This is a genomic window from Ruegeria sp. YS9, assembly GCF_024628725.1.
Taxonomy (GTDB): domain Bacteria; phylum Pseudomonadota; class Alphaproteobacteria; order Rhodobacterales; family Rhodobacteraceae; genus Ruegeria; species Ruegeria atlantica_C.
Genome location: NZ_CP102409.1, coordinates 1,345,080 through 1,369,729 on the forward strand (window position 1 = coordinate 1,345,080; position 24,650 = coordinate 1,369,729).

At 57.8% G+C, this 24,650-nt stretch carries 22 protein-coding genes and 3 tRNA genes; 13 read left to right on the forward strand and 12 right to left on the reverse strand.

Translation table 11 applies throughout. The features are described from left to right. The first annotated feature begins 127 nt into the window (after window positions 1-127). The 4 genes from NOR97_RS06830 to lon all read left to right on the forward strand — a co-directional run bounded on the left by NOR97_RS06830 (window position 128) and on the right by lon (window position 5,365). Window positions 128-1,039 carry a nucleoside hydrolase gene (locus NOR97_RS06830; protein ID WP_257600646.1) on the forward strand — a complete coding sequence of 304 codons (912 nt, stop codon included), beginning with the start codon at window positions 128-130 and terminating at the stop codon, window positions 1,037-1,039. A gap of 63 nt (window positions 1,040-1,102) precedes the next feature. Further along, window positions 1,103-2,233, forward strand: coding sequence for a tRNA guanosine(34) transglycosylase Tgt (tgt, locus tag NOR97_RS06835; protein ID WP_257600647.1), 1,131 nt, complete (start codon window positions 1,103-1,105; stop codon window positions 2,231-2,233). 92 nt (window positions 2,234-2,325) lie between these two features. Next, on the forward strand, window positions 2,326-2,733 hold the full coding sequence (locus NOR97_RS06840) for a DUF6636 domain-containing protein (protein WP_257600648.1): 408 nt from the start codon (window positions 2,326-2,328) through the stop codon (window positions 2,731-2,733). Window positions 2,734-2,956: 223 nt separating this feature from the next. Then, a complete protein-coding gene (gene lon, locus NOR97_RS06845) occupies window positions 2,957-5,365 on the forward strand; it encodes an endopeptidase La (protein ID WP_257600649.1) in 2,409 nt (802 codons plus the stop codon). A 45-nt stretch (window positions 5,366-5,410) separates the two neighbouring features. Here lon and NOR97_RS06850 read toward each other — a convergent pair whose 3' ends face one another. Continuing rightward, on the reverse strand, window positions 5,411-6,997 hold the full coding sequence (locus NOR97_RS06850; protein WP_257600650.1) for an APC family permease: 1,587 nt from the start codon (window positions 6,995-6,997) through the stop codon (window positions 5,411-5,413). 112 nt (window positions 6,998-7,109) lie between these two features. Then, window positions 7,110-7,184, reverse strand: a tRNA-Val gene (locus NOR97_RS06855). A 180-nt stretch (window positions 7,185-7,364) separates the two neighbouring features. On the opposite strand from NOR97_RS06855, the gene NOR97_RS06860 reads away from it, so the two are divergent. The 3 genes from NOR97_RS06860 to uvrA all read left to right on the forward strand — a co-directional run bounded on the left by NOR97_RS06860 (window position 7,365) and on the right by uvrA (window position 10,598). Further along, a tRNA-Asp gene (locus NOR97_RS06860) sits at window positions 7,365-7,441 on the forward strand. A gap of 44 nt (window positions 7,442-7,485) precedes the next feature. After that, window positions 7,486-7,562, forward strand: a tRNA-Asp gene (locus tag NOR97_RS06865). Between the two features lie 177 nt (window positions 7,563-7,739). After that, window positions 7,740-10,598 (forward strand): excinuclease ABC subunit UvrA, encoded by a 2,859-nt coding sequence (uvrA, locus tag NOR97_RS06870; protein ID WP_257600651.1) that lies wholly within the window; start codon window positions 7,740-7,742, stop codon window positions 10,596-10,598. A 38-nt stretch (window positions 10,599-10,636) separates the two neighbouring features. On the opposite strand, the gene NOR97_RS06875 is transcribed toward uvrA, so the two are convergent. The 5 genes from NOR97_RS06875 to NOR97_RS06895 form a co-directional block, all read right to left on the reverse strand. Continuing rightward, window positions 10,637-10,828 carry a DUF2892 domain-containing protein gene (locus NOR97_RS06875; protein WP_306979674.1) on the reverse strand — a complete coding sequence of 64 codons (192 nt, stop codon included), beginning with the start codon at window positions 10,826-10,828 and terminating at the stop codon, window positions 10,637-10,639. A 72-nt stretch (window positions 10,829-10,900) separates the two neighbouring features. Beyond that, window positions 10,901-11,773, reverse strand: coding sequence for a 3-hydroxyisobutyrate dehydrogenase (gene mmsB / locus NOR97_RS06880; protein WP_257600653.1), 873 nt, complete (start codon window positions 11,771-11,773; stop codon window positions 10,901-10,903). A gap of 3 nt (window positions 11,774-11,776) precedes the next feature. Beyond that, window positions 11,777-12,817 carry an enoyl-CoA hydratase/isomerase family protein gene (locus tag NOR97_RS06885; protein WP_257600654.1) on the reverse strand — a complete coding sequence of 347 codons (1,041 nt, stop codon included), beginning with the start codon at window positions 12,815-12,817 and terminating at the stop codon, window positions 11,777-11,779. A 7-nt stretch (window positions 12,818-12,824) separates the two neighbouring features. Continuing rightward, window positions 12,825-13,967, reverse strand: coding sequence for an acyl-CoA dehydrogenase family protein (locus NOR97_RS06890; protein WP_257600655.1), 1,143 nt, complete (start codon window positions 13,965-13,967; stop codon window positions 12,825-12,827). A 112-nt stretch (window positions 13,968-14,079) separates the two neighbouring features. Then, complete coding sequence (locus tag NOR97_RS06895; RefSeq protein ID WP_171725914.1) at window positions 14,080-15,195, reverse strand: carboxylate-amine ligase; 1,116 nt, start codon at window positions 15,193-15,195, stop codon at window positions 14,080-14,082. 137 nt (window positions 15,196-15,332) lie between these two features. Between NOR97_RS06895 and NOR97_RS06900 the strand changes: the two genes are divergently transcribed. Together NOR97_RS06900 and NOR97_RS06905 are read left to right on the forward strand one after the other, a co-directional pair. Then, window positions 15,333-16,184, forward strand: coding sequence for a class I SAM-dependent methyltransferase (locus tag NOR97_RS06900; protein WP_257600656.1), 852 nt, complete (start codon window positions 15,333-15,335; stop codon window positions 16,182-16,184). Between the two features lie 71 nt (window positions 16,185-16,255). After that, window positions 16,256-16,732: a fasciclin domain-containing protein gene (locus NOR97_RS06905; RefSeq protein ID WP_170344465.1), complete on the forward strand. Its 477-nt coding sequence runs from the start codon at window positions 16,256-16,258 to the stop codon at window positions 16,730-16,732. 67 nt (window positions 16,733-16,799) lie between these two features. On the opposite strand, the gene NOR97_RS06910 is transcribed toward NOR97_RS06905, so the two are convergent. Then, on the reverse strand, window positions 16,800-17,384 hold the full coding sequence (locus tag NOR97_RS06910) for a L,D-transpeptidase (RefSeq protein WP_171116564.1): 585 nt from the start codon (window positions 17,382-17,384) through the stop codon (window positions 16,800-16,802). Window positions 17,385-17,588: 204 nt separating this feature from the next. Beyond that, window positions 17,589-19,088, reverse strand: a complete 1,500-nt coding sequence (locus NOR97_RS06915; RefSeq protein ID WP_170344463.1) for a CoA-acylating methylmalonate-semialdehyde dehydrogenase — start codon at window positions 19,086-19,088, stop codon at window positions 17,589-17,591. Window positions 19,089-19,192: 104 nt separating this feature from the next. Between NOR97_RS06915 and NOR97_RS06920 the strand changes: the two genes are divergently transcribed. The 3 genes from NOR97_RS06920 (at window position 19,193) to coaD (ending at window position 21,170) form a co-directional block, all read left to right on the forward strand. Beyond that, complete coding sequence (locus NOR97_RS06920) at window positions 19,193-20,095, forward strand: LysR family transcriptional regulator (RefSeq protein WP_170344461.1); 903 nt, start codon at window positions 19,193-19,195, stop codon at window positions 20,093-20,095. 60 nt (window positions 20,096-20,155) lie between these two features. Further along, window positions 20,156-20,593 (forward strand): CBS domain-containing protein, encoded by a 438-nt coding sequence (locus tag NOR97_RS06925; RefSeq protein ID WP_170344460.1) that lies wholly within the window; start codon window positions 20,156-20,158, stop codon window positions 20,591-20,593. 85 nt (window positions 20,594-20,678) lie between these two features. Next, window positions 20,679-21,170 carry a pantetheine-phosphate adenylyltransferase gene (gene coaD, locus NOR97_RS06930; RefSeq protein WP_257600657.1) on the forward strand — a complete coding sequence of 164 codons (492 nt, stop codon included), beginning with the start codon at window positions 20,679-20,681 and terminating at the stop codon, window positions 21,168-21,170. Here the strand turns inward: coaD and gap (NOR97_RS06935) are convergent. The 3 genes from gap (NOR97_RS06935) to gap (NOR97_RS06945) form a co-directional block, all read right to left on the reverse strand. Continuing rightward, the gene (gap, locus tag NOR97_RS06935) at window positions 21,162-22,166 is read right to left on the reverse strand and encodes a type I glyceraldehyde-3-phosphate dehydrogenase (RefSeq protein WP_257600658.1); all 1,005 of its coding nucleotides are present in this window, start codon (window positions 22,164-22,166) and stop codon (window positions 21,162-21,164) included. The two genes, coaD and gap (NOR97_RS06935), sit on opposite strands and share 9 nt — an antisense overlap. An 82-nt stretch (window positions 22,167-22,248) precedes the next feature. Continuing rightward, window positions 22,249-22,392, reverse strand: coding sequence for a hypothetical protein (locus NOR97_RS06940; protein WP_170344457.1), 144 nt, complete (start codon window positions 22,390-22,392; stop codon window positions 22,249-22,251). A 72-nt stretch (window positions 22,393-22,464) separates the two neighbouring features. Next, a complete protein-coding gene (gene gap / locus NOR97_RS06945) occupies window positions 22,465-23,466 on the reverse strand; it encodes a type I glyceraldehyde-3-phosphate dehydrogenase (RefSeq protein WP_257600659.1) in 1,002 nt (333 codons plus the stop codon). Between the two features lie 182 nt (window positions 23,467-23,648). Here gap (NOR97_RS06945) and NOR97_RS06950 point away from each other — a divergent pair, with 182 nt between their 5' ends. Beyond that, window positions 23,649-24,608: a DUF808 domain-containing protein gene (locus tag NOR97_RS06950; RefSeq protein ID WP_257600660.1), complete on the forward strand. Its 960-nt coding sequence runs from the start codon at window positions 23,649-23,651 to the stop codon at window positions 24,606-24,608. Window positions 24,609-24,650: the final 42 nt, after the last annotated feature.

Here is a 24,650-nt window from a genome sequence, read left to right on the forward strand (position 1 = left end):
CGCGGGTTTTCAACTCTGGTATGGAGGGAAAACCGCCAGATGCAAACGCCTCACTATGGGAATTCAGCATTGAGCTGAACTGCTGTGACTGCTTTGCATCCCGGCTTGTTTGCGGTATCGGGCGGGGATGAAATTGATTATCGATACGGATCCCGGCATCGACGATGCCATGGCGATCGCCTATGCCGCCGCTGCGTCTGAATTTGACCTGATCGGCCTGACCACGGTGTTCGGCAATACGCATGTTCAACAATCCAGCCGCAATGCCCGTTTCCTGCTGGACAAGCTGGGCCTGGACCTTCCTGTGGCAGAAGGTGCGCCTTTCCCGCTGGGGGCTGACATGCACGTCCCCTCGGACCATGTCCACGGCCCTGAAGGGTTTGGCGATCTGATCGAAATTCCCCAGATCGGACGGAACCATGATCTTCCTGCCGCAGAGTTCCTGGCCGAGATGGCCCGGATGCACAAAAATGAATTGGTCGTGTGTGCGGTCGGACCACTGACCAACATTGCCAACGCCATGCGATTGGACCCGGAATTTGCCGGTAATCTTGGCCGGTTGGTGATCATGGGCGGTGCCGTCTACTGCAAGGGCAACGTTACCGACCATGCAGAAGCCAACATCTATCACGATGCGGTTGCCGCGGATGAGGTCTTTTCCTCTCCGCCCGAGACCGTGCTGGTTGGTTTGGACGTTACCCTGAAAACACTCTACGAGACCGCAGATTTCGAAGCCTTGGCGCAAAAATCGCCCGGCATGGGGTCTTTTCTGCGCGATATCTCTCGTTTTTACCTGAAATTCTATAAAGAAATCGGCGGATTGGAAGGGTGCGGGCTGCATGATTCAACCGCCGTGATCGCCTGTTCGCACGGGGCCATGTTCGACATGGTCGAAACCGGGCTGCGTGTCGTGACGGAAGGCGACCGGATAGGTGCGACGCAACCTGACCCGGATCGTCCTGTGGTTCGTGTGTGTCGCGATGTGGATGGGGCAGGGGTCGTGCGTCTGTTTACCGAACGTGTTGCGTCCTTGCCCTGACGGGTTGCAAAGACCGATCGGATCGGGCAAATCCTGCCCGGTTCGGCGATCCGAGGCGATGACATGACCCAGCAATTCTCTTTCAAGCTCAAGTCCACAGACGGCAAGGCCCGTACCGGTGTTATAAGCACTCCGCGTGGCGAAGTGCGTACACCTGCCTTCATGCCAGTTGGCACTGCGGCGACGGTCAAGGCGATGATGCCCGAAAGCGTTCGGGCCACAGGGGCCGATATTCTGCTGGGCAACACCTATCATCTTATGCTGCGTCCCACGGCCGAACGCATTGATCGTCTGGGCGGGTTGCACAAATTCATGAACTGGGACCGTCCCATTCTGACGGACTCGGGGGGGTTTCAGGTCATGTCATTGGCCGGTTTGCGCAAGCTGACCGAAAAGGGTGTGACCTTCAAATCCCATATCGATGGGTCGAAACACGAGCTAACGCCGGAACGGTCAATGGAGATTCAACGCCTTCTTGGCTCCGATATCGTGATGTGCTTCGACGAATGCCCTGCATTGCCTGCAAATCGCGACCGGATCGCCGAATCCATGCGTTTGTCGATGCGTTGGGCCGAGCGGTCCCGTGACGCATTCGGGGATCGCCCGGGGCATGCTCTGTTCGGTATCATGCAGGGTGGTCTTGAGCAGGACCTGCGGGAAGAAAGCGCCGAGGCGTTGAAGAGCATCGGTTTTGAAGGCTACGCCGTTGGCGGTCTGGCGGTGGGCGAGGGGCAGGAGGCCATGTTCGACTGTCTCGATTATGCGCCTGATTTCCTGCCCATGGACAAGCCGCGTTACCTGATGGGCGTTGGCAAGCCGGATGATATAGTCGGAGCAGTGGCGCGCGGGATCGACATGATGGATTGCGTCTTGCCCTCCCGCTCGGGTCGTACAGGTCAGGTGTTCACCCGCTATGGCGTGGTGAACATCAAGAACGCGCGCCATGCGGACGATCCGCGCCCGCTGGATGAAAACTGTTCGTGCCCGGCCTGCGCGAATTACTCACGCGCCTATCTGCACCATGTGTTCCGCGCCAACGAGATGATCTCGGGTATGTTGCTGACCTGGCACAACCTTCATTACTTTCAGGAAATCATGCAGGGGATGCGGGACGCGATCGCTGAGGGCACCTTTGATGCGTGGCAGGCCGCGTTCCATGCGCAACGCGCGCAGGGCGATATCGAGCCCCTGTAACCTGCCCATTCGGGTGACATTTGCGTGGTTTTCCGGTATTCTGAAACAACTTTGTTCAAAGTTGTTTTTGTTTGTGGCTCGGAGAATTGTTGATGTTCCGCCTTTTCCTCGGCGCAGTTGTTTTTTGCGCCACCCCTGCAATTTCAGACGTCTGGACTTTTGAAACCCCATCCGAAAACATTCAGTGTTCAGTGGGAGAAAGCGCGGATTCATCGGACATCCAGTGCACGATTATTGAAAAATACGGCCCGCCTGCGATGCCGCGCCCCGCGAATTGTCGAACTGACTGGGGGCATGATTTCCTGATGTTCGATACCGGCCCAGTGGAAATGCTGTGCCAGCCGCTGAACCGGAACCGGGACGGATTTGACCGTGCGGAATACGGTGTCACCGGTCGGTTCGGAGGATTCACCTGCGCCTCTTCCACGAAAGGTCTGGAATGTCGCAACCGGGACGGCCACGGGTTTTTTCTGTCTCGGGCGATGCAGCGGGTGTTCTGACCCTGAATTTGCGCATTGCATATGCATGTCGCACTAATTTCGGTGGATATGTCCCCGGGACATCTTGCAGTCCCGAAAACCTCGGTTCATGCTGCGACACATTACATGGCGGTAAGGTTGAAAAAGGGCGATGAGGCCCCACCTTTATCGTCCAAGACAGGAGATGGCCGGATGTTGCCTCGATGAGGGACAAGCGCCATCTTGCCAACGATAAGGATAGAGCATGCAAGAGCCTCTGAACTCCTCATACCCCGTTCTGCCGCTGCGCGATATTGTGGTGTTCCCGCATATGATCGTGCCGCTCTTCGTGGGCCGAGACAAATCCGTCCGCGCGCTGGAAGAGGTGATGCAGGACGACAAGCAAATTCTGTTGTCCAGCCAGATTGATCCGGGCGTCGATGACCCGGATGAGGACGGTATTTACCGGTCCGGCGTCCTGGCCAATGTGCTGCAACTGCTGAAACTGCCCGACGGCACCGTCAAAGTGCTTGTCGAAGGACAGGCGCGCGTGCAGATCACCGAGTTTCTTGAAAACGATGAGTTTTTCGAAGCACGGGCGGAATATCTGACCGAGATACCGGGTGACGTCACCACGACTGAAGCCCTGTTGCGCACCGTCGCGGACGAGTTCGAACGCTATGCCAAGGTGCGCAAGAACATCCCTGAAGAAGCGCTGACGGCTGTGGGTGAAACCACCGAGCCTGCAAAACTGGCCGACCTTGTGTCGGGCCATCTGGGCATCGAGGTCGAACAAAAGCAGGATCTGCTGGAAACACTCAGCGTCAGCGAGCGGCTTGAAAAAGTCTATGGTCTGATGCAGGGCGAAATGTCGGTCTTGCAGGTTGAGAAAAAGATCAAGACCCGCGTCAAATCCCAGATGGAGAAGACGCAGCGCGAGTATTATTTGAATGAGCAGATGAAGGCCATTCAGAAAGAGCTTGGCGATGGTGAGGACGGCGCGAATGAGATCGCCGAACTGGAAGCCAAGATCGCCGAGACCAAGCTGTCGAAGGAAGCGCGCGAGAAGGCGGAAGGCGAGCTGAAGAAGCTCAAGAACATGTCGCCCATGTCGGCCGAAGCAACCGTGGTGCGCAATTATCTGGATTGGATTCTGTCTTTGCCGTGGGGCACCAAATCCCGCGTCAAAAAGGACTTGGCGCGCGCGCAGGACATTCTGGACGCCGATCACTATGGCCTTGAGAAGGTCAAGGAGCGGATCGTTGAATATCTGGCCGTTCAGCAGCGTTCGAGAAAGCTGAAAGGCCCGATCATGTGCCTCGTGGGCCCTCCGGGCGTGGGTAAGACCTCGCTTGGTAAGTCCGTTGCGCGGGCGACCGGGCGCGAGTTCATTCGTATCAGCCTGGGTGGTGTGCGCGACGAATCCGAGATCCGCGGCCACCGCCGGACCTATATCGGCTCGATGCCCGGCAAGATCATTCAGGCGCTGAAAAAGGCGAAAACCACGAACCCGCTCATTCTGCTCGATGAGATCGACAAGATGGGGCAGGATTTCCGTGGTGATCCGGCCTCGGCGATGCTGGAAGTGTTGGACCCGGAACAAAACAGCACGTTCATGGATCACTACCTTGAGGTCGAATATGACCTGTCCAATGTGATGTTCCTGACCACGTCCAACAGCTACAACATGCCAGGGCCACTGCTGGACCGGATGGAGATCCTTCCTCTGGCCGGCTATACCGAGGATGAAAAGCGCGAGATCGCCAAGCAGCACCTGATCGCCAAGCAGGTCAAAAACCACGGTCTGAAGGACAAGGAATTTGAACTGACCGATGAGGCGCTGACCGCGATCATCCGGTTCTACACCCGCGAAGCCGGCGTGCGGAACCTCGAGCGTGAAATCGCCAAAGTGGCACGGAAGGCGCTGACCAAGATCATCAAGAAAGAGGCGGAAACCGTTACGGTCACGCCTGAGAACCTGGATGAGTTCCTGGGTGTGCCGAAATTCCGTTACGGTCTGGCCGAGCAGGACGATCAGGTCGGTGTCGTGACCGGTTTGGCCTGGACCTCGGTGGGGGGCGATCTGCTGCATATCGAGGCGCTGAAGCTGCCCGGTAAGGGTCGGATGAAGACAACCGGCAAGCTGGGCGATGTGATGAAGGAATCCATCGATGCGGCATCGTCTTATGTGCGGTCGATTTCTCCGAAGATCGGAGTGAAGCCGCCGCAGTTCGACAAGATCGACATCCACGTGCACGTGCCCGATGGCGCAACGCCCAAGGATGGTCCGTCGGCTGGTCTGGCGATGGTGACTTCGATTGTCTCGGTTCTGACAGGTATTCCTGTTCGTAAAGACATCGCCATGACGGGCGAGGTCTCGTTGCGCGGGAACGCAATGCCAATTGGCGGCTTGAAAGAGAAACTGCTGGCTGCGTTGCGCGGTGGTATCAAGACGGTCCTGATCCCGGAAGAAAACGAAAAGGACCTGGCGGATATTCCGGACAATGTGAAGGAAGGCTTGAAGATCATCCCGGTCAAGCACGTCTCGGAGGTTCTTGAGCATTCTCTGGTTCGTACACCGGAACCGGTTGAATGGGACGAAGCAGCCGAGGAGGCCGCCGCAGCCGCCGCAGCCTCGTCAGAGGCGACGGGACCCTCGGCCACGGCACATTAAGCAGATTGAGCGAATGAAAAAGGCGGGGCGAATGCTCTGCCTTTTTTACAATCCAATGACCGGTTGCTTTGGATCAAGTATTTCTTCTTCCGCTATGTATTCCTTGAACTTTTTAGGTGGCAGAGCCGAACGAACGGCAAGTACGAATATGATCGACGAAAACAGGATGCAAAGCAGAAGGTCCCACCCAAACGGGATCTGCTTCAACGATCCGGCTCCGAATTGCCCAAGGAATGAGATCAACCCAAGACCGGAGAAATAAGGCACAAGCCACAGGGCCTCGGTAACGTCCATTTCGTCCAAACGTCCCCGGAATCGGATCAGCAACAGAATACTGCCGACAATCAGCGCGATGCCAAGCCGCCAGACCGTGTCCCATCCGCTCCAATAGACGATCAGCGTGGCGATGGCGAAAGCGGACAGCGCGACAAGACGCACGGCCGGTATTCGGATCGATCTGGGATGATCTGGCAACAGGTTTCTCAGGCAAACCACGGCTATTGGCCCGACGGCAAATGACAAGACGATGGCTGCACCGTTCAGGGCAATGACGGTGGTAAAGGGTACTGTCAGCAGGAAAACCGTTCCGATCAGAAAGTTCAGCGCCAGCGCCCACAGCGGAACCCCGAATGACGACAATGTCTGCAACCGTCTGGGCAGGAAACCGTTTTTTGAAAGGGCGAGGGCGATACGGGCGTTCGACCCGGTTGCGACCAGCCCGTTGCCAAAGGGGCCTATCACGGATCCGACATTCAGCAAGCTCAGAAACCAGACCAGCCCGACAGACATGATGATGGCGTCCAGTGGTCCTTCGCCTCCAAAGCTCAACTGCGCCCATCCTTTGGACAGCATGGATGGGTCCAGCGCACCGATGAAGGCCACTTGCAGACCAAGGTAGATGAAGGCGCAAAGAACAATCGACAACACCAATGCGGCCGGAATCGCGAACTTTGGATTTCGAACTTCGCCAGCCATATCAACCACATGGCGAAAGCCAATGAATGAAAAAATAACGCCCCCGGTTGAAACGGCGGCCATGATACCCTGCGCGCCGTAGGGCGCAAACCCTTCCGGTTGCGTGAAGTTCTCGATGTTGAACCGGCTTGCGACAAGAAGAACGGACAGGACAACAGGGATGGCGATCTTGGCCCAGGTCAGCGCTGCATTGACGCGCGTGAAGAACTTGACCCCAAGCGCATTCACCGCGACGAACAGCAGCATGAAAACCAGCGCGACGAAAACACCCGCCCCGGTCAAGCCACCTGTCTCGGCCGTATGCAACCAAGGCGCATACGGCGCCAGGTATTTCAGCATGGCTTCGACTTCGATGGGTGCTGTGGTGTTGTAGCCGATCCAGGCAGTCCATCCCATGGCCATCGAAACGATGTTGCCATGCGAAAAATGTGGCACGCGCGCGATCCCTCCGGGAATGGGCAGCATGGCGGAAATCTCTGCGAAGGTGATGGCCAATATGAACATGGCAACCGCGCCGATTATCCACGAGATCGTGGCCGCAGGCCCGGCATGCTGAACCGCCAGAAGGGGGCCGAACAACCAGCCCGAACCGATGATTCCTCCGACTGAGATGAAGGTCAGTCCCAGTAGGCCGATGTCGCGCTTCAACCCCGTCATGGTGATCTCAGCCTTTGCGTGTGGCCTGTTGTCGGGCCAAATAGGGCACGATAGCCGCCGAACGCGCGACATGGCAAGCCCGCTGGTTCCAAGCGAAAATCCGAAAAGGGGGTGGTGGGTGATAAGAGATTTGAACTCCTGACATCTTCGATGTGAACGAAGCGCTCTACCACTGAGCTAATCACCCATGACACGCGGTCATATCTTCCCCGGGGGTGCGCTGCAAGCGAAATTGAACAATTCGCGAGGGCAAAAAACAGCGGGCAAACAAAAAACTGGATTCTGACAAAAAACTGCAAAACGCCGCTTGACGCTGCCCGACCGTGGCCATAATACACCCAAACGTTCAGCAATGAACATGCAGCGGGCGGTTGTAGCTCAGTTGGTTAGAGTACCGGCCTGTCACGCCGGGGGTCGCGGGTTCGAGCCCCGTCAACCGCGCCATCGCTGCCAACCTTGGTCCAGGATAAAGGCCATGAAATAGATGCGCGGTTGTAGCTCAGTTGGTTAGAGTACCGGCCTGTCACGCCGGGGGTCGCGGGTTCGAGCCCCGTCAACCGCGCCATTTTCTTCTCAAAACCGTCGGTCCGCCAGATAGCCAGGCATTGCGCTGTACGATTCCATGCCCATCGTTTGATTTGGTCGGCGAAAACCTGTACGTTCACTAAATGTTCTAACTTTTCTGTTGGAGACTCGGGCAAGCTCGCCTATCTCTAAACCACTTGTTTGTTGGGGGCCGGAAATGGCTGAGCTGAAGAATATAGAGGTGCGCGGCGCGCGCGAGCATAACCTCAAGGGCATTGATGTCGACATCCCTCGGGATCAGTTGGTGGTGATCACCGGGCTGTCCGGTTCGGGCAAGTCGTCGCTGGCGTTTGACACGATTTATGCCGAAGGTCAGCGCCGTTATGTCGAAAGCCTGTCTGCCTATGCGCGGCAGTTTCTCGACATGATGGAAAAGCCCGATGTTGACCATATCAGTGGACTGTCTCCGGCGATCTCCATTGAACAGAAAACGACCTCGAAAAACCCGCGATCAACCGTGGGAACCGTCACCGAAATTTATGATTACCTGCGCCTGCTGTTCGCGCGCGCAGGTACGCCGTACAGCCCGGCCACCGGCCAGCCGATCGAGGCGCAGCAGGTGCAGGACATGGTCGACCGCATCATGACGATGGAGGAGGGCACGCGGGGTTATCTGCTGGCTCCGATCGTGCGCGACCGGAAAGGTGAGTACCGGAAGGAATTTCTGGAACTGCGCAAGCAGGGGTTCCAGCGCGTGAAGGTGGATGGCCAATTCTACGAACTGGACGAGCCCCCGACATTGGACAAGAAGTTCCGCCATGACATTGACGTGGTCGTTGACCGGATCGTCGTGCGCGAGGGGATGGAGACCCGCCTTGCCGACAGCCTGCGCACCGCGTTGGACCTGGCCGATGGCATCGCGATTCTGGAAACCGCGCCACGGGAAGGGGAGCCGGAACGTATTACCTTCAGCGAAAACTTTGCCTGCCCGGTCAGCGGTTTCACTATCCCCGAGATTGAACCACGCCTGTTTTCGTTCAATGCGCCATTCGGAGCCTGCCCGGATTGTGACGGGTTGGGGGTCGAGCTGTTCTTTGACGAGCGACTCGTGGTGCCGGATCAGACGTTGAAGCTGTATGACGGGGCCCTGGCGCCATGGAGGAAAGGCAAGTCGCCGTATTTCCTTCAGACCATCGAAGCCATCGCGCGCCATTATGAGTTTGACAAGAACACGCCCTGGAAAGACCTGCCCGGCAAAGTGCAGCAGGTTTTCCTGCGGGGCTCTGGCGATGAGGAAATCCAGTTCCGCTATGACGAGGGCGGACGGGTGTACCAGGTGACGCGCAGTTTCGAAGGCGTGATTCCGAATATGGAACGGCGATATCGCGAAACTGACAGCGCGTGGATCCGTGAGGAATTCGAGAGGTACCAAAACAACCGTCCATGCGGCACCTGCGAAGGGTATCGTCTGCGCGCCGAAGCCTTGGCCGTGAAAATCGCCGGGCTGCATGTCGGTCAGGTGGTGCAAATGTCCATCCGCGAAGCGCTTGCCTGGATCGAGGATGCTCCGAACCATCTGAGCGCTCAGAAGAACGAGATCGCCCGGGCTATTCTGAAGGAAATTCGCGAGCGGTTGGGCTTCCTGAATAACGTTGGGTTGGAATACCTTACGCTGTCTCGTTCAAGTGGAACGCTGTCTGGCGGCGAAAGCCAGCGTATTCGTCTGGCCAGCCAGATCGGCTCGGGCCTGACCGGGGTTCTTTACGTGTTGGACGAGCCCTCGATCGGCTTGCACCAGCGTGACAATGACCGGTTGCTTGGTACGCTCAAGAATCTGCGGGATCAGGGCAACACCGTGATTGTTGTCGAACATGACGAGGAAGCCATCCGCGAAGCCGATTATGTGTTCGACATTGGTCCTGGTGCGGGCGTGCATGGCGGGCAGGTGGTCAGCCACGGCACGCCCGAGCAGATCGCGGCTGATGCGGCCTCGATCACGGGGCAGTATCTGTCGGGCGTACGCGAGATTCCAGTGCCTGCCGAGCGGCGCAAGGGGACCAAGAAAAAGGTAACAGTGGTAAAGGCTTCGGGCAACAACCTCAAGGACGTGACGGCCGAGTTTCCCTTGGGCAAGTTCGTTTGTGTCACGGGTGTATCTGGCGGCGGCAAGTCGACCCTGACGATTGAGACGTTGTTCAAGACCGCCTCGATGCGCCTGAATGGCGCGCGTCAAACGCCTGCGCCGTGTGAGACAATCAAGGGTTTGGAGCATCTGGACAAGGTCATCGATATCGACCAGCGCCCGATCGGGCGGACTCCGCGGTCGAATCCGGCAACCTATACCGGGGCCTTCACCCCGATCCGCGACTGGTTCGCCGGGCTGCCCGAGGCCAAGGCGCGGGGCTACAAGCCGGGTCGTTTCAGCTTCAACGTCAAGGGGGGAAGGTGCGAGGCGTGTCAGGGCGACGGCGTCATCAAGATCGAGATGCACTTCCTTCCCGACGTCTATGTCACCTGCGAAACCTGCAAGGGCGCGCGGTACAATCGCGAGACGCTTGAGATCAAGTTCAAGGGCAAGTCCATTGCGGATGTGCTTGATATGACGGTGGAAGACGCGCAGGAGTTTTTCAAGGCCGTTCCATCAATCCGCGACAAGATGGATGCGCTGGCCCGCGTTGGTCTTGGCTATATCAAGGTGGGTCAACAGGCGACCACGCTTTCGGGTGGTGAGGCGCAGCGCGTGAAACTGTCCAAGGAACTGTCGAAACGATCAACCGGGCGGACGCTTTATATTCTGGACGAACCAACCACGGGTCTGCATTTCGAAGATGTGCGCAAGCTGTTGGAAGTGCTTCATGAATTGGTCGATCAGGGCAATACTGTCGTGGTGATCGAACACAATCTGGACGTGGTGAAAACCGCCGACCATATCATCGACATCGGGCCTGAAGGCGGCGACGGCGGTGGTGAGATCGTAGCCGTCGGAGCACCTGAAGAAATCGCTCAAGTCGAACGCAGCCATACCGGTAGGTATCTGAAAACCATGCTCAACCCGGATCGGGTGGCGGCGGAGTAGGCGGCTTCAGGCTGTCTTCGCTCCACCGCCTGTCCAATCTAGTTTTTCTTGGTTGGGCAGGTGCTGATGCCCAACACCGAGTATATCGGGCATGTATTCAGCAGACCCGTGACCAACGGCACGATGCCGATCCACATCCAGGTTCCGTATCCCAACAGAGCGCCCAGAATAAGCGCGGCGCCTATTGCGATCCGAAGCGTTTTGTCGAGTCCACCCATGTTTTTGGTCATCACGTAAGAATCCTTTCCAATAGGTTGCACCCTTTGGATATCAAACATTCCGTGGGTGGAATATGACTTGGATCAACTTCGCCCACGCTTTTCAAACCGAGGCAGCATGGCGCTGAAATCGCGGCCCAGACCGTCCTCGTTTTCGACGAATTGCTCGTAAAGTGCAGTCGCGGCCTGTCCCATCGGTGTATCCGCATCCGCACTGGATGCGGCCTGTTGGCTAAGACGCAGGTCCTTCAGCATCAACTCGGCTGCAAATCCAGGAGTATAGTCATTGTCGGCAGGGCTTTGCGGGCCAACGCCTGGGGCAGGGCAATAGGCGTTCATTGTCCAGCTGTACCCCGATGAGGTGCTGACCACATCGAACATCTTTTGGCGGTCCAAACCCAGTTTGTCGGCCAGGGCAAAGGCCTCGCACGTGGCGATCATGGTGACGCCGAGGATCATGTTGTTGCAAATCTTGGCGGCCTGGCCTGCTCCGGCTTCGCCGCAGTGAACCGCTTTCTGCCCCATGATGTCGAACAGAGGAGCAGCCTTTGCAAATGCGTCGTCTGACCCACCGGCCATGAATGTCAGGGTGCCACCTGCCGCGCCGCCGACACCCCCCGAAACCGGAGCGTCGACGAACAGCAGACCAGCGCCGCTGGCCTGTTCCGCGACTGCGCGTGCGCTGTCCACGTCAACTGTCGAGCAATCGATCAGCACCGCACCCTTCGCCATGGCGGGAATGATCTGATCCGCAACTGACCGCAGGATGGCGCCATTCGGCAGCATGGTAATGACTTCATCGGCAGAGGCGACGGCTTCGGTCGCAGTACCGGCCTGCGTCACCCCGTCAACGGCAACGCCCGCCGTGTCGAATCCGAGAACCTGATGGCCGGCCTTTGCCAGATTGGCCGCCATGGGTGCCCCCATGTTTCCCAGCCCTATGAACCCGATCTGCATCTCTCAGTCCTCCTCGAATGTCAGGGTGTCCGCACCCAGTGGCTGCAACATTTTCGAGACGGCCACCAGGGGGACGTCCATATCGGGAAACTGCCAGTTCGGGTTGCGGTCTTTGTCTATGATCTGCGCGCGGATGCCTTCCAGAAAGTCACCATGCTCCATCGCCCGGTGGGTAAAGCGGTATTCCATCTCCAAGGCGCGCCGCATGGTCAGCGAGGGGCCACGCAGACGGTGCAGCATCTCGATCGTGCAGGCCACGGAAAGCGGCGCGTTTTTCGTTATTTTTTCCAGAGTTTTGTCTGCAAATTCCTGATCGTCATTGCGCAGGCTGATCAGGATGTCGCCCAGAGTTTCACCGGAAAAATGCTTGTCGATTTCGGTTTGCAACTCTGCCAATTCGCCCTTGGGTGGTGTTTCGGCATGATCGGCCACCAGTTCCGCATTTCCAGACGCTTCCAGCAATTCGATCAGATCAGACCATTGCGATTGCGGTATGAAATGGTCGGCAAACCCCGCAAAGATCGCGTCCGCAGGCCCCATTCTGAAGCCCGTGGTCCCAAGGAATTCACCCAGTCGCCCCGGTGCAAGGGCCAGCATCAAAGACCCGCCGACATCCGGAACCAAGCCAATCGAGCATTCCGGCATTGCAATCCTGGAGCTTTCTCCGACGACGCGGTGGCTGCCATGGCAGCCGATTCCGACACCTCCGCCCATGGTAAACCCCTGAAGAAAACTGATGACCGGTTTGGGATATTCGAAGATCAGGGCATTCAGACGATATTCATCGCGCCAGAACTTCTGACCATAGGCATAATCGCCCTTGGTGCCCGTTTCATAAAGTTCGGCGATGTCACCCCCCGCACAAAAGGCTTTTTCCCCCTCGGCGTCCAGAACGATCAGGTCAACGGCATCGTCTTCCCGCCAGTTGCGCATCGCCGTGTCGATGGCCATGCACATGTCATAGCTCAGCGCGTTCAGCGCATGAGGACGGGTCAGGGTGATGCGACCGGCACGGCCTGTGGTGCGGATTTCAATATCTGACATTGGGGCCTCAGCGATTGGCGAGCAACTGGCGTGAAACGATCACGCGCATAATCTCATTCGTGCCTTCCAAAATCTGATGCACGCGAAGATCGCGCACAAGCTTTTCGATGCCGTAATCCGCAAGATATCCGTACCCGCCATGCAGTTGCAGGCACTGATCCACCACCTTCGATCCGGTTTCGGTCACGAATTTCTTGGCCATGGCGCAGAATTTCGTGGCATCGGGCGCGCCGTTGTCCAGTTTCCACGCCGCCTGACGCAGGAAGGTGCGGGCGGCCTGCAATTCGATCTCCATATCCGCCAGACGGAACTGAAGCGCCTGGAACTGATCGATGGATTGGCCGAACGCCTTGCGCTCGGACATGTATTGCAGGGTCATTTCAAGCCCGGCTTGGGCAGCCCCAAGAGAACAGGCCGCGATATTGAGCCGCCCGCCATCGAGGCCCATCATCGCGTATTTGAAGCCGTCGCCTTCGGTGCCCACGAGGTTGCCTGCGGGAATTTTGCAGTCGTCGAACTGAACCTGCGCGGTGGGTTGGCTTTTCCAGCCCATTTTCTGTTCCAGCGCCCCAAAGCTGAGCCCCGGCGTGCCGTCTTCGACATATACGGTCGAGATCCCCTTGGGCCCATCCTGACCGGTGCGTACCATGCAAACATAGGCATCCGAATAGCCACCGCCCGAGATGAACGCCTTGGTGCCATTCAACGTATAACCTTCGTTGGTCCGTTCGGCGCGGGTTTTCAGCGCCGCCGCGTCAGAGCCGGAACCGGGTTCCGTCAGGCAATAGCTCAGAACCGTATTCAGGCTCAGAACATCCGGCATGATGCGTGCCTTGAGGTCGTCATCCGCGAAATTGTCCAACATCTTGGCGCACATGTTGTGGATCGACAGGAAGGCAGCGACCGAAGGACAGGCCATCGACAGGGCCTCGAAAACCAGCGTGGCATCCAGGCGGGTCAGGTTTGAGCCTCCGCTTTCCTCGGATACGTAAAGCGCGCCGAAACCAAGTTCGCCTATCTGGGGCCACAAGGTTTTGGGAATGGTTCCGTCTGCCTCCCACTGGCGCGCAAAGGGGGCGATGTTTTCCTGCCCGAACGCGTGCGCCATGTCGAATATGGCTGTTTGCTCCTCGCTGAGTGCGAAATCCATGACGCTCCCTCCCGTCGGCAATGAATTGAACGGTTGTTTATTTCTGAATTCTTACAGAAATTTTGCAGGCGCAACAATGAGTCGGTTGAAACGGATCACAAGCCGGAAACGTTCAGAGATCGGCGTGAAATTCCTCGATCAGGTGGCGCACGACGGCTTGCCCCGGATCGTCCCCCCGCGCTGTTGCCTCGGCATGAATACGGCGTTGGCGCGTGGCGGAAGTGCCGTTTTCAGCAATCTGCCTGAGCCGTGCGAGTTCAGTCATCGTGCCAAGCGCTTCGGTGTCTTCAGCCAACAACCCCATGAGGTCGCCGATCAGTTCAGACATGGGCTTGACCGACCGGTCGCCGAAATCAATCAGCCCTTCACCCACTCCGTAGCGTTGAGCGCGCCAGCGGTTTTCGCCGATCAGAAAACGATCATATTGCCGCCAGCGCAGGTTGCGGTCTTTCAGGCGGCACAGCATCCGGGTCAAGGCCTGCACCAGCGCCGCCAACGACAACGTGTGCTCCAGCCGGGGCTGAACATCCATGATCCGTGTTTCCAAAGTCGGGAAACGATGCGAAGGGCGCAGATCCCACCAGATCTTGGTGGTGTCTTCTATGACGCCAAGCTCGACCAGAATACCCGTGGTCCGTTCATACTCGCTCCAACTGGCAAAAACTGGCGGCAGCCCGGTGCGGGGCAGGTTGTCGAACACCGTCAGCCGGTATGAAGACAGGCCGGTATCCTCGCCGTTCCAGTAAGGCGAAGAAGTGGACAGCGCCAGGAGATGCGGCAGAAAGTATGACAGTTGCGGCATCAGGTCGGCCCGAAGCGCAGGGTCTTCGACCCCAACATGAACATGCATCCCGCAGATCAGCATCCGCCGGGCAACGCCGCCGAGTGCGTGTTGCAACGCGTCATACCGTTCTTTCCGGGTGTGGTGTTGATCTTTCCAGTTGGCGAAGGGATGGCACGAGACGGCGATAGGGGACAGGTTGTATTCACCCGCCCGTTTCGACACGCATGACCGCAGCCGCTTCAGATCTTCGCGCGCTGAAGCGACCGTGGTGTGTGGTCTGGTTCCAACCTCTATCTGACATTGCAGGAACTCGGGGCTGACCTGACCTTCGAAATCGCTTTGGCAGGCCGCCATCAACGCTTCGGGGGCTTCGGACAATTGCAGGCTGTCACGATCCACCAACAGGTATTCTTCTTCGATCCCGAGTGTAAATTCCTGCTGCATGGGGCCCCTCCCAGTTGTCAGTTCCATCAGTGAATACGGAAATTTTCGTTTTGCCAAGGGTTTGCCCGGCTTGCCCTTGCAGTGAAACGGTTTGCAACGGTAAGGAACATTGCATCACAGATCGCGGAGCCAGCGCCTTGAAACCCAGAAAATTCCCGAAGATCAACGCAGCCCTTGAAGAATTGGGGGTGAAACTGGTCGACAGAGTTACGGAACAGGATGAACGGGCGCGGCTGGAAGCCTTCGAAGCGGCAGGAGGGTTGACGCGCCCCGCCTATGCGTTGTCGCCGGGGATGGAGGGGTTCGACATCTCGCAACTGGTGGCGGAATACGAGCGTCACAAAACAGCCCTTGAGGCGCTGAAAGATCCCGCACGCAACCAGACCGGTTATCGTATCGGCAATGGTTACTATAACAGCCCGGATGCGGATGCATTGTATCTGATGATCCGCCGCTTTCAGCCCAAACGCGTGATCGAAGTCGGATGCGGCAATTCCACCCGTGTGACCCGTCAGGCAATCATCGACGGCAATCTGGATACCACCATTACCGCGGTTGATCCGTACCCACGCGCCGATATCGCCCATGTGGTCGACCGGTTCGAGCAGAAACGTCTTGAAGATACAGACCCGGCCCTGTTCGCTGAGCTGGAGGCCGGAGACATTCTGTTCATCGATTCCAGCCATGTTGTGCGGATGAGCAACGATGTCGCCCATCTGTTCTGCCGCATCATACCTTCGCTCAACACCGGCGTGGTGATCCACGTTCACGACGTGTTTTTGCCCTACGAATACCCCAAGCGCTTCTTCTATGACTGCCCAGGTTGGGGAGAGCAGTACGTGTTGCACAGCTTGCTTCAATCTGGCGCGTATTCAATGCTTTGGCCGGGATATTACCTGCAACAGGATCGGCCCGATGCCGTTGCCGCCTTGCCGTTCCTGGCCGAGGGGCGGGCGCAGAGCATTTGGGTGCAGCTCAAGGAAAACTGAAACCAGAGTGATCCATTGCGGCAAAAGCCCCGTACCCCTTTCCATAACAAGCTGGAGAGGAGAAGACAGCCATGTTCCGTCGTACATTCATGGGCGCAGCCGCCGCACTTGCATTCGCCATGCCGCTCAAGGCTCAGGCCGCTGATATCGTCGACACCGCCGTTGCCGCCGGGTCGTTCAACACTTTGGTTGCCGCCGTTCAGGCCGCAGGTTTGGTTGATACGCTTAAAGGGGAAGGTCCGTTCACCGTATTTGCACCCACGGACGAAGCCTTTGCCGCGCTTCCTGAAGGCACTGTCGAGACGCTTTTGAAACCCGAAAACAAGGATCAACTGGTCGCCATCCTGACCTATCACGTGGTTCCGGCCAAGGTTATGTCCGGTGATATCGCAGGCAAACGCGCCAAGGTTCTGACCGTTCAGGGCGATCGATTGAGCGTCAATGCCAAAAACGGCGTGAAAGTGAACGACGCCAAAGTCGTGCAGGCAGACATTGAAGCCAGCAATGGAGTGATCCACGTCGTCGACGCGGTGATCCTGCCGGAATAAACGCCGGGTTCCGAAAACAACAAAGCCCCGGCGATCGACCGGGGCTTTGGCTTGTCAGAAGGGGGGATCAGACCAGACGAACCTGTGTTCCGACCTTGACCAGCGGATACAGTTCTTCGACATGCTGGTTGTACAGGCCGATGCAACCTGACGAGCTTTGGCGACCGATCTTTCGCGTGTCGTGCGTTCCGTGAACCAGATATGCAGGCCAACCCAGATACATGGCGCGGGTTCCCAGCGGGTTGCCTGGGTCGCCACCTTCCATCCGAAGCGGCAGCGATGGGTCCCGTTCGCGCATCGATGCCGTGGGGGTCCAGCTTGGGAATTCGGTTTTGCGCACGACTTTCGTGTACCCGCGTTTGGTAAGCTCTTCGCTCATGGGTACGGAGCTTGGGTACAGTTTGTAGGTGCCGTCAGGCCCCCAGTAATGGACGGCGCGGCTGGTGATATCGGCCAACAGGCACCCGACGCCCAATTCATCGAAATGGTCCTGCCAGTTCTGCTGCGAGAAGGACGATATGTTGCGCCGGACCGGCAATTGCGTACTGATCGCGTCTTCCGTTTCCGGGAAAGCATCCGTGCTTTGCGCCCGAACAAGGGCAGGTGTTGCCACCAAAGAGGCCACGCCCAGCAAGGCAGAGCGACGGGTCATACGGGATTGGGACAAGTTTGCCTCCGATAAGTTCACTGCTCGGTAATCTGTTGGCGCCAAAATATGGGCATTGGTTGGTTTTTTCCAGAGTGAACCACTTGAATTTCCTGTGACCGGGCGGACGACAGCAGGTTTTTCGGCGGAAAGATGCAAAAAGCCCGGCCGTTGAACGGGCCGGGCTTCAAGCGTCAGGAAGCTGTGGGATCAGTCCATGGCCTTGAAGTTGAACTCGCCACCTTCCTTGATGCCCGACGGCCAGCGTGCGGTCACGGTTTTGGTGCGGGTGTAGAACTTGAAGCTGTCCGGGCCGTGCTGATTCAGGTCTCCGAACATGGATTTCTTCCAGCCGCCAAAGGTGTGATAGGCCAGCGGAACCGGGATCGGAACGTTGATGCCCACCATGCCGATATTGACCCGGCTGGCAAAGTCACGTGCGGTGTCGCCGTCACGGGTAAAGATCGCGGTGCCGTTGCCGTATTCGTGATCCATCGCCAGTTTAAGGGCCTCTTCGTACGAACCCGCGCGCACGGTGGACAGAACCGGGCCAAAGATTTCCTGTTTGTAGATGTCCATCTCGGGGGTCACGTTGTCGAACAGGTGCGGGCCGACAAAGAAGCCGTCCTCATAGCCTTGCAGGCTGAAGTCGCGGTTGTCGACAACCAGTTTCGCACCCTGTTCGACGCCTGAGTTGATCAGGCCCAGAATGCGCTGTTTCGCGGCAGCGGTCACAACCGGGCCCATGTCGACATCATCGCCGGCAGTGTAGGGACCAACTTTCAACTTTTCGATGCGCGGCACCAGTTTTTCGATCAGTGCGTCCGCGGTTTCTTCGCCCACGGGAACAGCCACCGAAACGGCCATGCAGCGTTCGCCTGCCGCACCGAAACCGGCACCAACCAGCGCGTCAGCGGCCTGATCCAGATCAGCGTCGGGCATGACGATCATGTGGTTCTTGGCGCCGCCGAAGCACTGGGCGCGTTTTCCGTTCGCCGTTGCGCGGCTGTAGATATACTGCGCGATCGGGGTTGAGCCGACAAAACTGACGCCCTGAATGATCTCGCTGTCGAGAATGGTATCAACCGCTTCCTTGTCGCCGTTTACGACCTGGAAAACGCCTTTGGGCAGGCCGGCTTCGACGAACAGTTCAGCCAGCATCAGGGGCACGGACGGGTCGCGTTCGGACGGTTTCAGAACAACGGCGTTACCGCAAGCCAGAGCAGGGCCAACGTGCCAGAGCGGCATCATGGCCGGAAAGTTGAACGGCATGATCGAGCCGACAACACCCAAAGGCTGACGCATGGAATACATGTCAATTCCGGGACCCGCGCTGTCGGTAAACTCACCCTTCAGCATCTGTGGCGCACCAATGCAGTATTCGATCACTTCCAGACCACGCTGCAAATCACCCTTGGCGTCTGGAATGGTTTTGCCGTGCTCGCGGCTCAGCGCTTCGGCCAGTTTGTCCATGTCGCGGTTCATCAGGCCGACCATGGCCATCATGACGCGCGCGCGCTTTTGCGGGTTGGTTGCGCCCCATGCGGGCTGGGCGGCGGCGGCGGCCTCGATCGCGGCGGTGGTTTCCGCCGCACTTGCCATCGGGCACTTGTATTGAACTTCGCCCGTTGCCGGGTTGTAGACGTCGTCGAAACGACCGGACGTTCCGGCGACCATTTCGCCGTTCAGGAAATGGGTCAGGTCTTGCATCAATAGCTCCTCCGATAGATTTGCGCGCAGAATAGGCTTGCAGAAATCCGGCGAACAGAGGCAATGTCTCAAAAGAGTTTTGCAAAAATGCAAAAGGGATCAAAATGACCCCAAATTGGGATGATATGCGGATTTTCCTGGCTGTCGCGCGCGAGGAAAGCCTGTCTTCCGCTGGTCGCATCCTGAAGATCGACCCTGCCACCGCCGGTCGGCGCATAGCACGCTTGGAGGCAACGCTTGATTCCACATTGTTTACCAAGTCGCAGCAAGGCTATGTTCTGACCCCGGCGGGACAGCGGCTGTTGGAACATGGGCTGCACGCAGAAGAGGCGATGCGCGCGGCGGCCGGGGCGGTAACAGGGCCAACAAAAACGCTAAGCGGGCAAATCAGGATTGGCGCGCCGGACGGCAGTGCCAACTATCTGCTGCCGCAGGTGTGTGCCAAAATCAGCGACGCAAACCCTGATCTGGACATCCAGATCCTTGCGCTTCCGCGCGTGATCAACCTGTCCCGACGCGAGGCGGATATGGCGGTTACGGTCAGTGCGCCGACCGCCGGTCAGCTGCTGGTGAAGAAAATCAGCGACTACAAGCTGCACATGGTCGCGACCGAAGAGTATCTGAAGCGACATGATCCGATCCGGAGCATCGCTGACCTGAAGGGCCACAGGTTGATCGGCTATATCCCCGACATGATCTTTGACCGGGAACTGGATTACCTGAATGATATTGGCGTTGACCGTGTCGCTCTTGCATCGAATTCGGTATCGGTTCAACTGCGGCAGGTCTGTCTGGGAACTGGCGTTTGCGTGGCGCATGATTTCACCTTGCCGTTCCACCCGGGGCTTCGGAAAATCCTGACGGATCAAGTGAGTTTGACGCGCAGCTTCTATCTGGTCCGGCATCAGGGAGACCAGCGCAACGAGCGGTTGAACCGCTTTGCTGATGCCCTGACACGCGGCATTCGCGATGAAGTGCTTCGTTTGGAAGCAGGCCCCGACGCTTGACAGGTCGCGGCAATCGCGCAACGCTTTGGAATAAGTGTTATTATTCCGGAGGTATTCTTCATGCTAGTTCAGGCCATCCTGAAGTCCAAAGCGACAGATGGTGTCGTGACCGTGGCGTCAACGGCGACAATCTCAGAGGCCTCGAAGATTCTTGCGGACAAGCGCATCGGTACGGTCGTTGTTTCCGACGACGGTGGCGAAACCGCGGCCGGCATATTGTCGGAACGTGACATCGTCCGGGAACTGGCGGCCAGCGGCAGTGGTTGTCTGAACCAACCGGTAAAGTCGTACATGACGCAGAACCTTGTCACGGCGACGCGCCAGACCACCGTGGAAGACATCATGTCCCGCATGACAGAGGGGCGCTTTCGCCACATGCCGGTGGTTGAAGATGGAAAACTCGTAGGCATTGTCACTTTGGGTGATGTGGTGAAGGCCCAGCTTGCCGAACTTGCGATGGAAAAAGATGCCCTCGAGGGCATGATAATGGGGCACTGACGCCACGGGTCGCCCAAGCAATCACTTGCACCCGCAGCAAAGTTATGTTTGCTTGCGCAGAAATTTTGTTGCGCAGGAGGGCGCGATGCGGGTTGGATTGTATCCTGGAACCTTTGATCCCATCACGATGGGGCATATCGATATCATCCGTCGGGCGGCAGCTTTGGTGGACAAACTGGTTATCGGTGTGGCCATCAACCGGGACAAAGGCCCTCTGTTCTCGCTGGAAGAGCGCGTGGCCATGATCGAGGCGGAATGCGCCCGGCTTTCGGAACAGACCGGAACCGAAATCATCGCGCATCCCTTCGAAAACCTTCTGATTGACTGCGCGCGGGATGTAGGCGCGCAAATCATCGTACGGGGCCTGCGGGCGGTCGCCGATTTCGAATACGAGTTTCAGATGGTCGGTATGAACCGGGCTCTGGACGATTCGATCGAGACCGTCTTTTTGATGGCCGAAGCGCGCCATCAGGCGATCGCGTCCAAACTGGTGAAGGAAATCGCCCGGTTGAACGGGGACGTGTCGAAATTCGTCACGCCCCGTGTCAATGATGCGCTGAAACAGCGTTTAGGCTAGGGCACCCATTGCGGCCGCCGTATCCAGCATCCGGTTCGAAAAGCCCCATTCGTTGTCATACCACGCCAGCACACGAACCAATGTGCCATCAGTGACTTTGGTTTCAGCCAGTGAAACGGTCGAGCTGTGCGGATCGTGATTGAAATCAATGGAGACCAGAGGGCGGCTTTCCGCCGCAAGCACGCCGGGGATTCTGGCTGCTGCATCGACGAACAGCTGGTTGACCTCTTCTTCGGTCGTGGGGCGTGAAACCTCGGCCACAAGATCAACGACCGAGACATTCGGGGTTGGAACGCGGATGGCCTGACCGGTCAGTTTCCCTTTGAGTTGCGGCAGCACCAGGCCCACGGCAGCGGCCGCACCGGTTGTCGTGGGGATCATCGACAGCGCCGCTGCTCGGGACAGGTAGGGATCTTTTCCAACTGTATCATGCACCGGCTGGCTGGCAGTGTAAGCGTGAACAGTGGTCATGTTGCCGTGCTTGATACCAAGGCCGGCATCCAGAGCCGCAGCAACAGGAGACAGACAGTTGGTGGTGCAGGACGCGTTTGAGACCACCAGATCCTCGGCGGTCAGTTCGCTATCGTTGACACCAAAGACGATGGTTTTCACACCGCCGTCGCCCTTTGCAGGGGCAGAGATCAGAACTTTCCGGGAGCCGTTTTTGAAGTGACGTTCCGCCGCCTCGCGCGTACGAAACACACCCGTGCATTCCAGAACGACGTCAATATCCGACCAGGGCAGATCCTCGGGATTGCGCTCGCTGCTCAGCCGAATTGGACCACGACCCACGTCCAGACCTGCATCGCTGAGCGTGACCGGGTTGGGGTAGCGGCCGTGAACGCTGTCAAATTCAAACAGGTGCGCGTTCATGTCGGGTTTGCCAAGATCGTTGATCGCGACGATCTCAACGTCCGTACGTCCGCTTTCCATCACCGCGCGCAGAACCCCGCGCCCGATCCGTCCAAATCCGTTGATCGCCAGTTTCAAGGTCATGGTCTGCTCCGTCCAAATGTCTCAGCAAGATGAGTTAGCGCTAACAAAGCCAGATCAGGCGAAATGTCAAGGAAAACCTCAGTCACCGCCAGAAAGCGAGCCAGTCCAGAAAGTCGTAAAGCTTCTTTCCGAGGAAAAGCAGATCTTCGGTGCCATACAGCGCCACATCCAGCATGATACCGCCGAGCAGAAGAAGGCCGAGCCAGATAGCGATTTGGTTGGTCATGGCTGTCCCGAACGTAAAATGCCCGCTCAGATAACCTGAGCGGGCATCAAGGTACAAGCGAAGTCCGAAGGGTCAGTTAAGGCGGCCCATCGCAACAGCAACGTCGGCCATACGGACCGAGAAGCCCCATTCATTGTCATACCAGGCCAGAACGCGGACCATGCGGTCATCGACAACGCGGGTCTGATCCGGTGCAAAGATCGAGCTTTCCTCGGTGTGGTTGAAGTCGGTCGACACCAGCGGAGCGGGCTCATATCCCAGAACGCGCTGCATCGGGCCTTTGGCGGCCTCTTCGACGATCGCGTTGATTTCCGCCGTTGAGGTGTCGCGCGAGGCACGGAACGTCAGGTCTACCGCCGAAACATTCGGGGTCGGAACGCGAATGGCGGAACCGTCCAGACGGCCTTTCAGGTTTGGCAGAACTTCACCCAGCGCCTTGGCCGCGCCGGTCGAGGTCGGGATCATCGACATTGCCGCAGCGCGGGCCCGGTAGAGGTCGCTGTGGCGACGGTCCAGCGTAGGCTGGTCGCCTGTATAGGCGTGGATGGTGGTCATGATGCCGTGTTCGATGCCGACGCCTTCGTCCAGTACCTTGGCCAGCGGGGCGAGGCAGTTGGTCGTGCACGAACCGTTCGAGACCATGTTGTCATTGGCGGCCAGCGTGTTGTGATTGACGCCGAAGACAATGGTCTTGTCCACGTTCTTGCCCGGAGCAGACAGCAGAACCTTGCCAGCGCCACGTTCCAGATGCGTTTTGGCCTTCAGGCCATCGTTGAACTTGCCGGTGCATTCGAGAACGACGTCACAGCCTTCCCAGTCCAACTCGGACATGTCGTAGGTCGAGAACATCTGCATCGGGCCGCGACCCAGATCCATGGTGTTGCCGTCAATGGTGACGTCGCGCGGAAACCGCCCGTGAACACTGTCATATTTCAGCAGATGCGCCGAGGTTTCCAACGGGCCAGTTGCGTTGACTTTGATCACTTCGATGTCGTTGCGCCCGGACGCGGCGATGTGCGACAGGGTGCAGCGGCCAATACGGCCAAAACCATTGATACCGACCTTGATGGTCATATGACGTCTCCAGATGCGCTTGCTTTCAGGGCCATATAGCGGCGAAAAGGGAATCTCAAAAGGGCAAAAACGGCATATTTTTAAGGTGTTAGCGCAAACCTGCGCCGGTTGCGCTAACGCTTGCGCTAGCCGTTGGATCAGGTAGGGTCCGGTTTGCAGCAGCAGATGTGAAGGGAAACGCGATGAGTGGTCTTTTGGCCCTGTTGGACGATGTGGCGGGCATTGCCAAGGTTGCGGCGGCATCAGTGGATGATGTGGTTGCAGCAGCAGGCAAGGCGGGGGCCAAAACCGCTGGTGTGATCATTGATGACGCGGCGGTGACACCGAAATACGTGCAGGGCTTTGCACCGGCGCGGGAATTGCCGATCATCTGGCGCATCGCGCGCGGTTCGGTCTTCAACAAGATCATACTCTTGCTGCCTGTGGCCTTGTTGCTGGCCAATTTTGCTCCGTGGCTGATCACGCCTTTGTTGATGCTTGGCGGGTCATATTTGTGTTTCGAAGGGGCTGAGAAGATTTTTCACGTTCTGTTTCCTCATGGCAGCCATGTCATTGAGGAAGACATGAAGAACCGCGATCCGGGCCATCTGGAGGAACAAAAGGTCAAGGGCGCCATCAAAACTGATTTCATTCTGTCTGCCGAGATCATGACCATTGCATTGGCGGCGATCGAAGCCCCGAACCTGTGGATGCAGGCCGCAACGCTGGCCGTTGTCGGGATCGGCGTGACGGTGGCCGTCTATGGGTCGGTGGCGTTGATCGTGAAGATGGATGACGTGGGGCTGTTTCTGGCGAATAACGCTCCAACTCCCGTTGGTCGTGGTATGGGCCGCGGCTTGGTCAAAGCGATGCCCGGGGTGATGAAAACCCTGTCGATTGTGGGAACCGCGGCGATGCTGTGGGTCGGCGGCTCGATTGTGATCCACGGGATGGAGGTGCTTGGATTTGGCTGGTTGCAGCATCAGATCTACGACTTGGCCAAGGTGATTGCGTATTCCGCACCTGAGGGCTGGACGGCTGCGGTGAAATGGTTGTCCAAGGCGACGATGGATGGGGTTCTCGGTCTGGCCTGGGGATTGGTTTTGATCCCGGTGGCGACCAAGGTCATCATTCCCCTGTTCAGCAAGTCCGATACGTATTGAAACCAAAATGAAAAGGGCGGCCAGGGCCGCCCTTTGCTCGAT

Excerpts from the sequence above, each read along its gene's own strand:
- NOR97_RS06925 (WP_170344460.1), top strand. The coding sequence starts at position 20,156 with ATGCTAGTTCAGGCCATCCTGAAGTCCAAAGCGACAGATGGTGTCGTG.
- NOR97_RS06895 (WP_171725914.1), bottom strand. The coding sequence starts at position 15,195 with ATGCAGCAGGAATTTACACTCGGGATCGAAGAAGAATACCTGTTGGTG.
- tgt (WP_257600647.1), top strand. The coding sequence starts at position 1,103 with ATGACCCAGCAATTCTCTTTCAAGCTCAAGTCCACAGACGGCAAGGCC.
- NOR97_RS06875 (WP_306979674.1), bottom strand. The coding sequence starts at position 10,828 with ATGACCAAAAACATGGGTGGACTCGACAAAACGCTTCGGATCGCAATA.
- coaD (WP_257600657.1), top strand. The coding sequence starts at position 20,679 with ATGCGGGTTGGATTGTATCCTGGAACCTTTGATCCCATCACGATGGGG.
- NOR97_RS06840 (WP_257600648.1), top strand. The coding sequence starts at position 2,326 with ATGTTCCGCCTTTTCCTCGGCGCAGTTGTTTTTTGCGCCACCCCTGCA.
- NOR97_RS06915 (WP_170344463.1), bottom strand. The coding sequence starts at position 19,088 with ATGCAAGACCTGACCCATTTCCTGAACGGCGAAATGGTCGCCGGAACG.
- lon (WP_257600649.1), top strand. The coding sequence starts at position 2,957 with ATGCAAGAGCCTCTGAACTCCTCATACCCCGTTCTGCCGCTGCGCGAT.
- mmsB (WP_257600653.1), bottom strand. The coding sequence starts at position 11,773 with ATGCAGATCGGGTTCATAGGGCTGGGAAACATGGGGGCACCCATGGCG.
- uvrA (WP_257600651.1), top strand. The coding sequence starts at position 7,740 with ATGGCTGAGCTGAAGAATATAGAGGTGCGCGGCGCGCGCGAGCATAAC.
- NOR97_RS06830 (WP_257600646.1), top strand. The coding sequence starts at position 128 with ATGAAATTGATTATCGATACGGATCCCGGCATCGACGATGCCATGGCG.
- NOR97_RS06910 (WP_171116564.1), bottom strand. The coding sequence starts at position 17,384 with ATGACCCGTCGCTCTGCCTTGCTGGGCGTGGCCTCTTTGGTGGCAACA.
- NOR97_RS06890 (WP_257600655.1), bottom strand. The coding sequence starts at position 13,967 with ATGGATTTCGCACTCAGCGAGGAGCAAACAGCCATATTCGACATGGCG.
- NOR97_RS06920 (WP_170344461.1), top strand. The coding sequence starts at position 19,193 with ATGACCCCAAATTGGGATGATATGCGGATTTTCCTGGCTGTCGCGCGC.
- NOR97_RS06940 (WP_170344457.1), bottom strand. The coding sequence starts at position 22,392 with ATGACCAACCAAATCGCTATCTGGCTCGGCCTTCTTCTGCTCGGCGGT.
- NOR97_RS06850 (WP_257600650.1), bottom strand. The coding sequence starts at position 6,997 with ATGACGGGGTTGAAGCGCGACATCGGCCTACTGGGACTGACCTTCATC.
- gap (WP_257600658.1), bottom strand. The coding sequence starts at position 22,166 with ATGACCTTGAAACTGGCGATCAACGGATTTGGACGGATCGGGCGCGGG.
- NOR97_RS06905 (WP_170344465.1), top strand. The coding sequence starts at position 16,256 with ATGTTCCGTCGTACATTCATGGGCGCAGCCGCCGCACTTGCATTCGCC.
- gap (WP_257600659.1), bottom strand. The coding sequence starts at position 23,466 with ATGACCATCAAGGTCGGTATCAATGGTTTTGGCCGTATTGGCCGCTGC.
- NOR97_RS06885 (WP_257600654.1), bottom strand. The coding sequence starts at position 12,817 with ATGTCAGATATTGAAATCCGCACCACAGGCCGTGCCGGTCGCATCACC.
- NOR97_RS06950 (WP_257600660.1), top strand. The coding sequence starts at position 23,649 with ATGAGTGGTCTTTTGGCCCTGTTGGACGATGTGGCGGGCATTGCCAAG.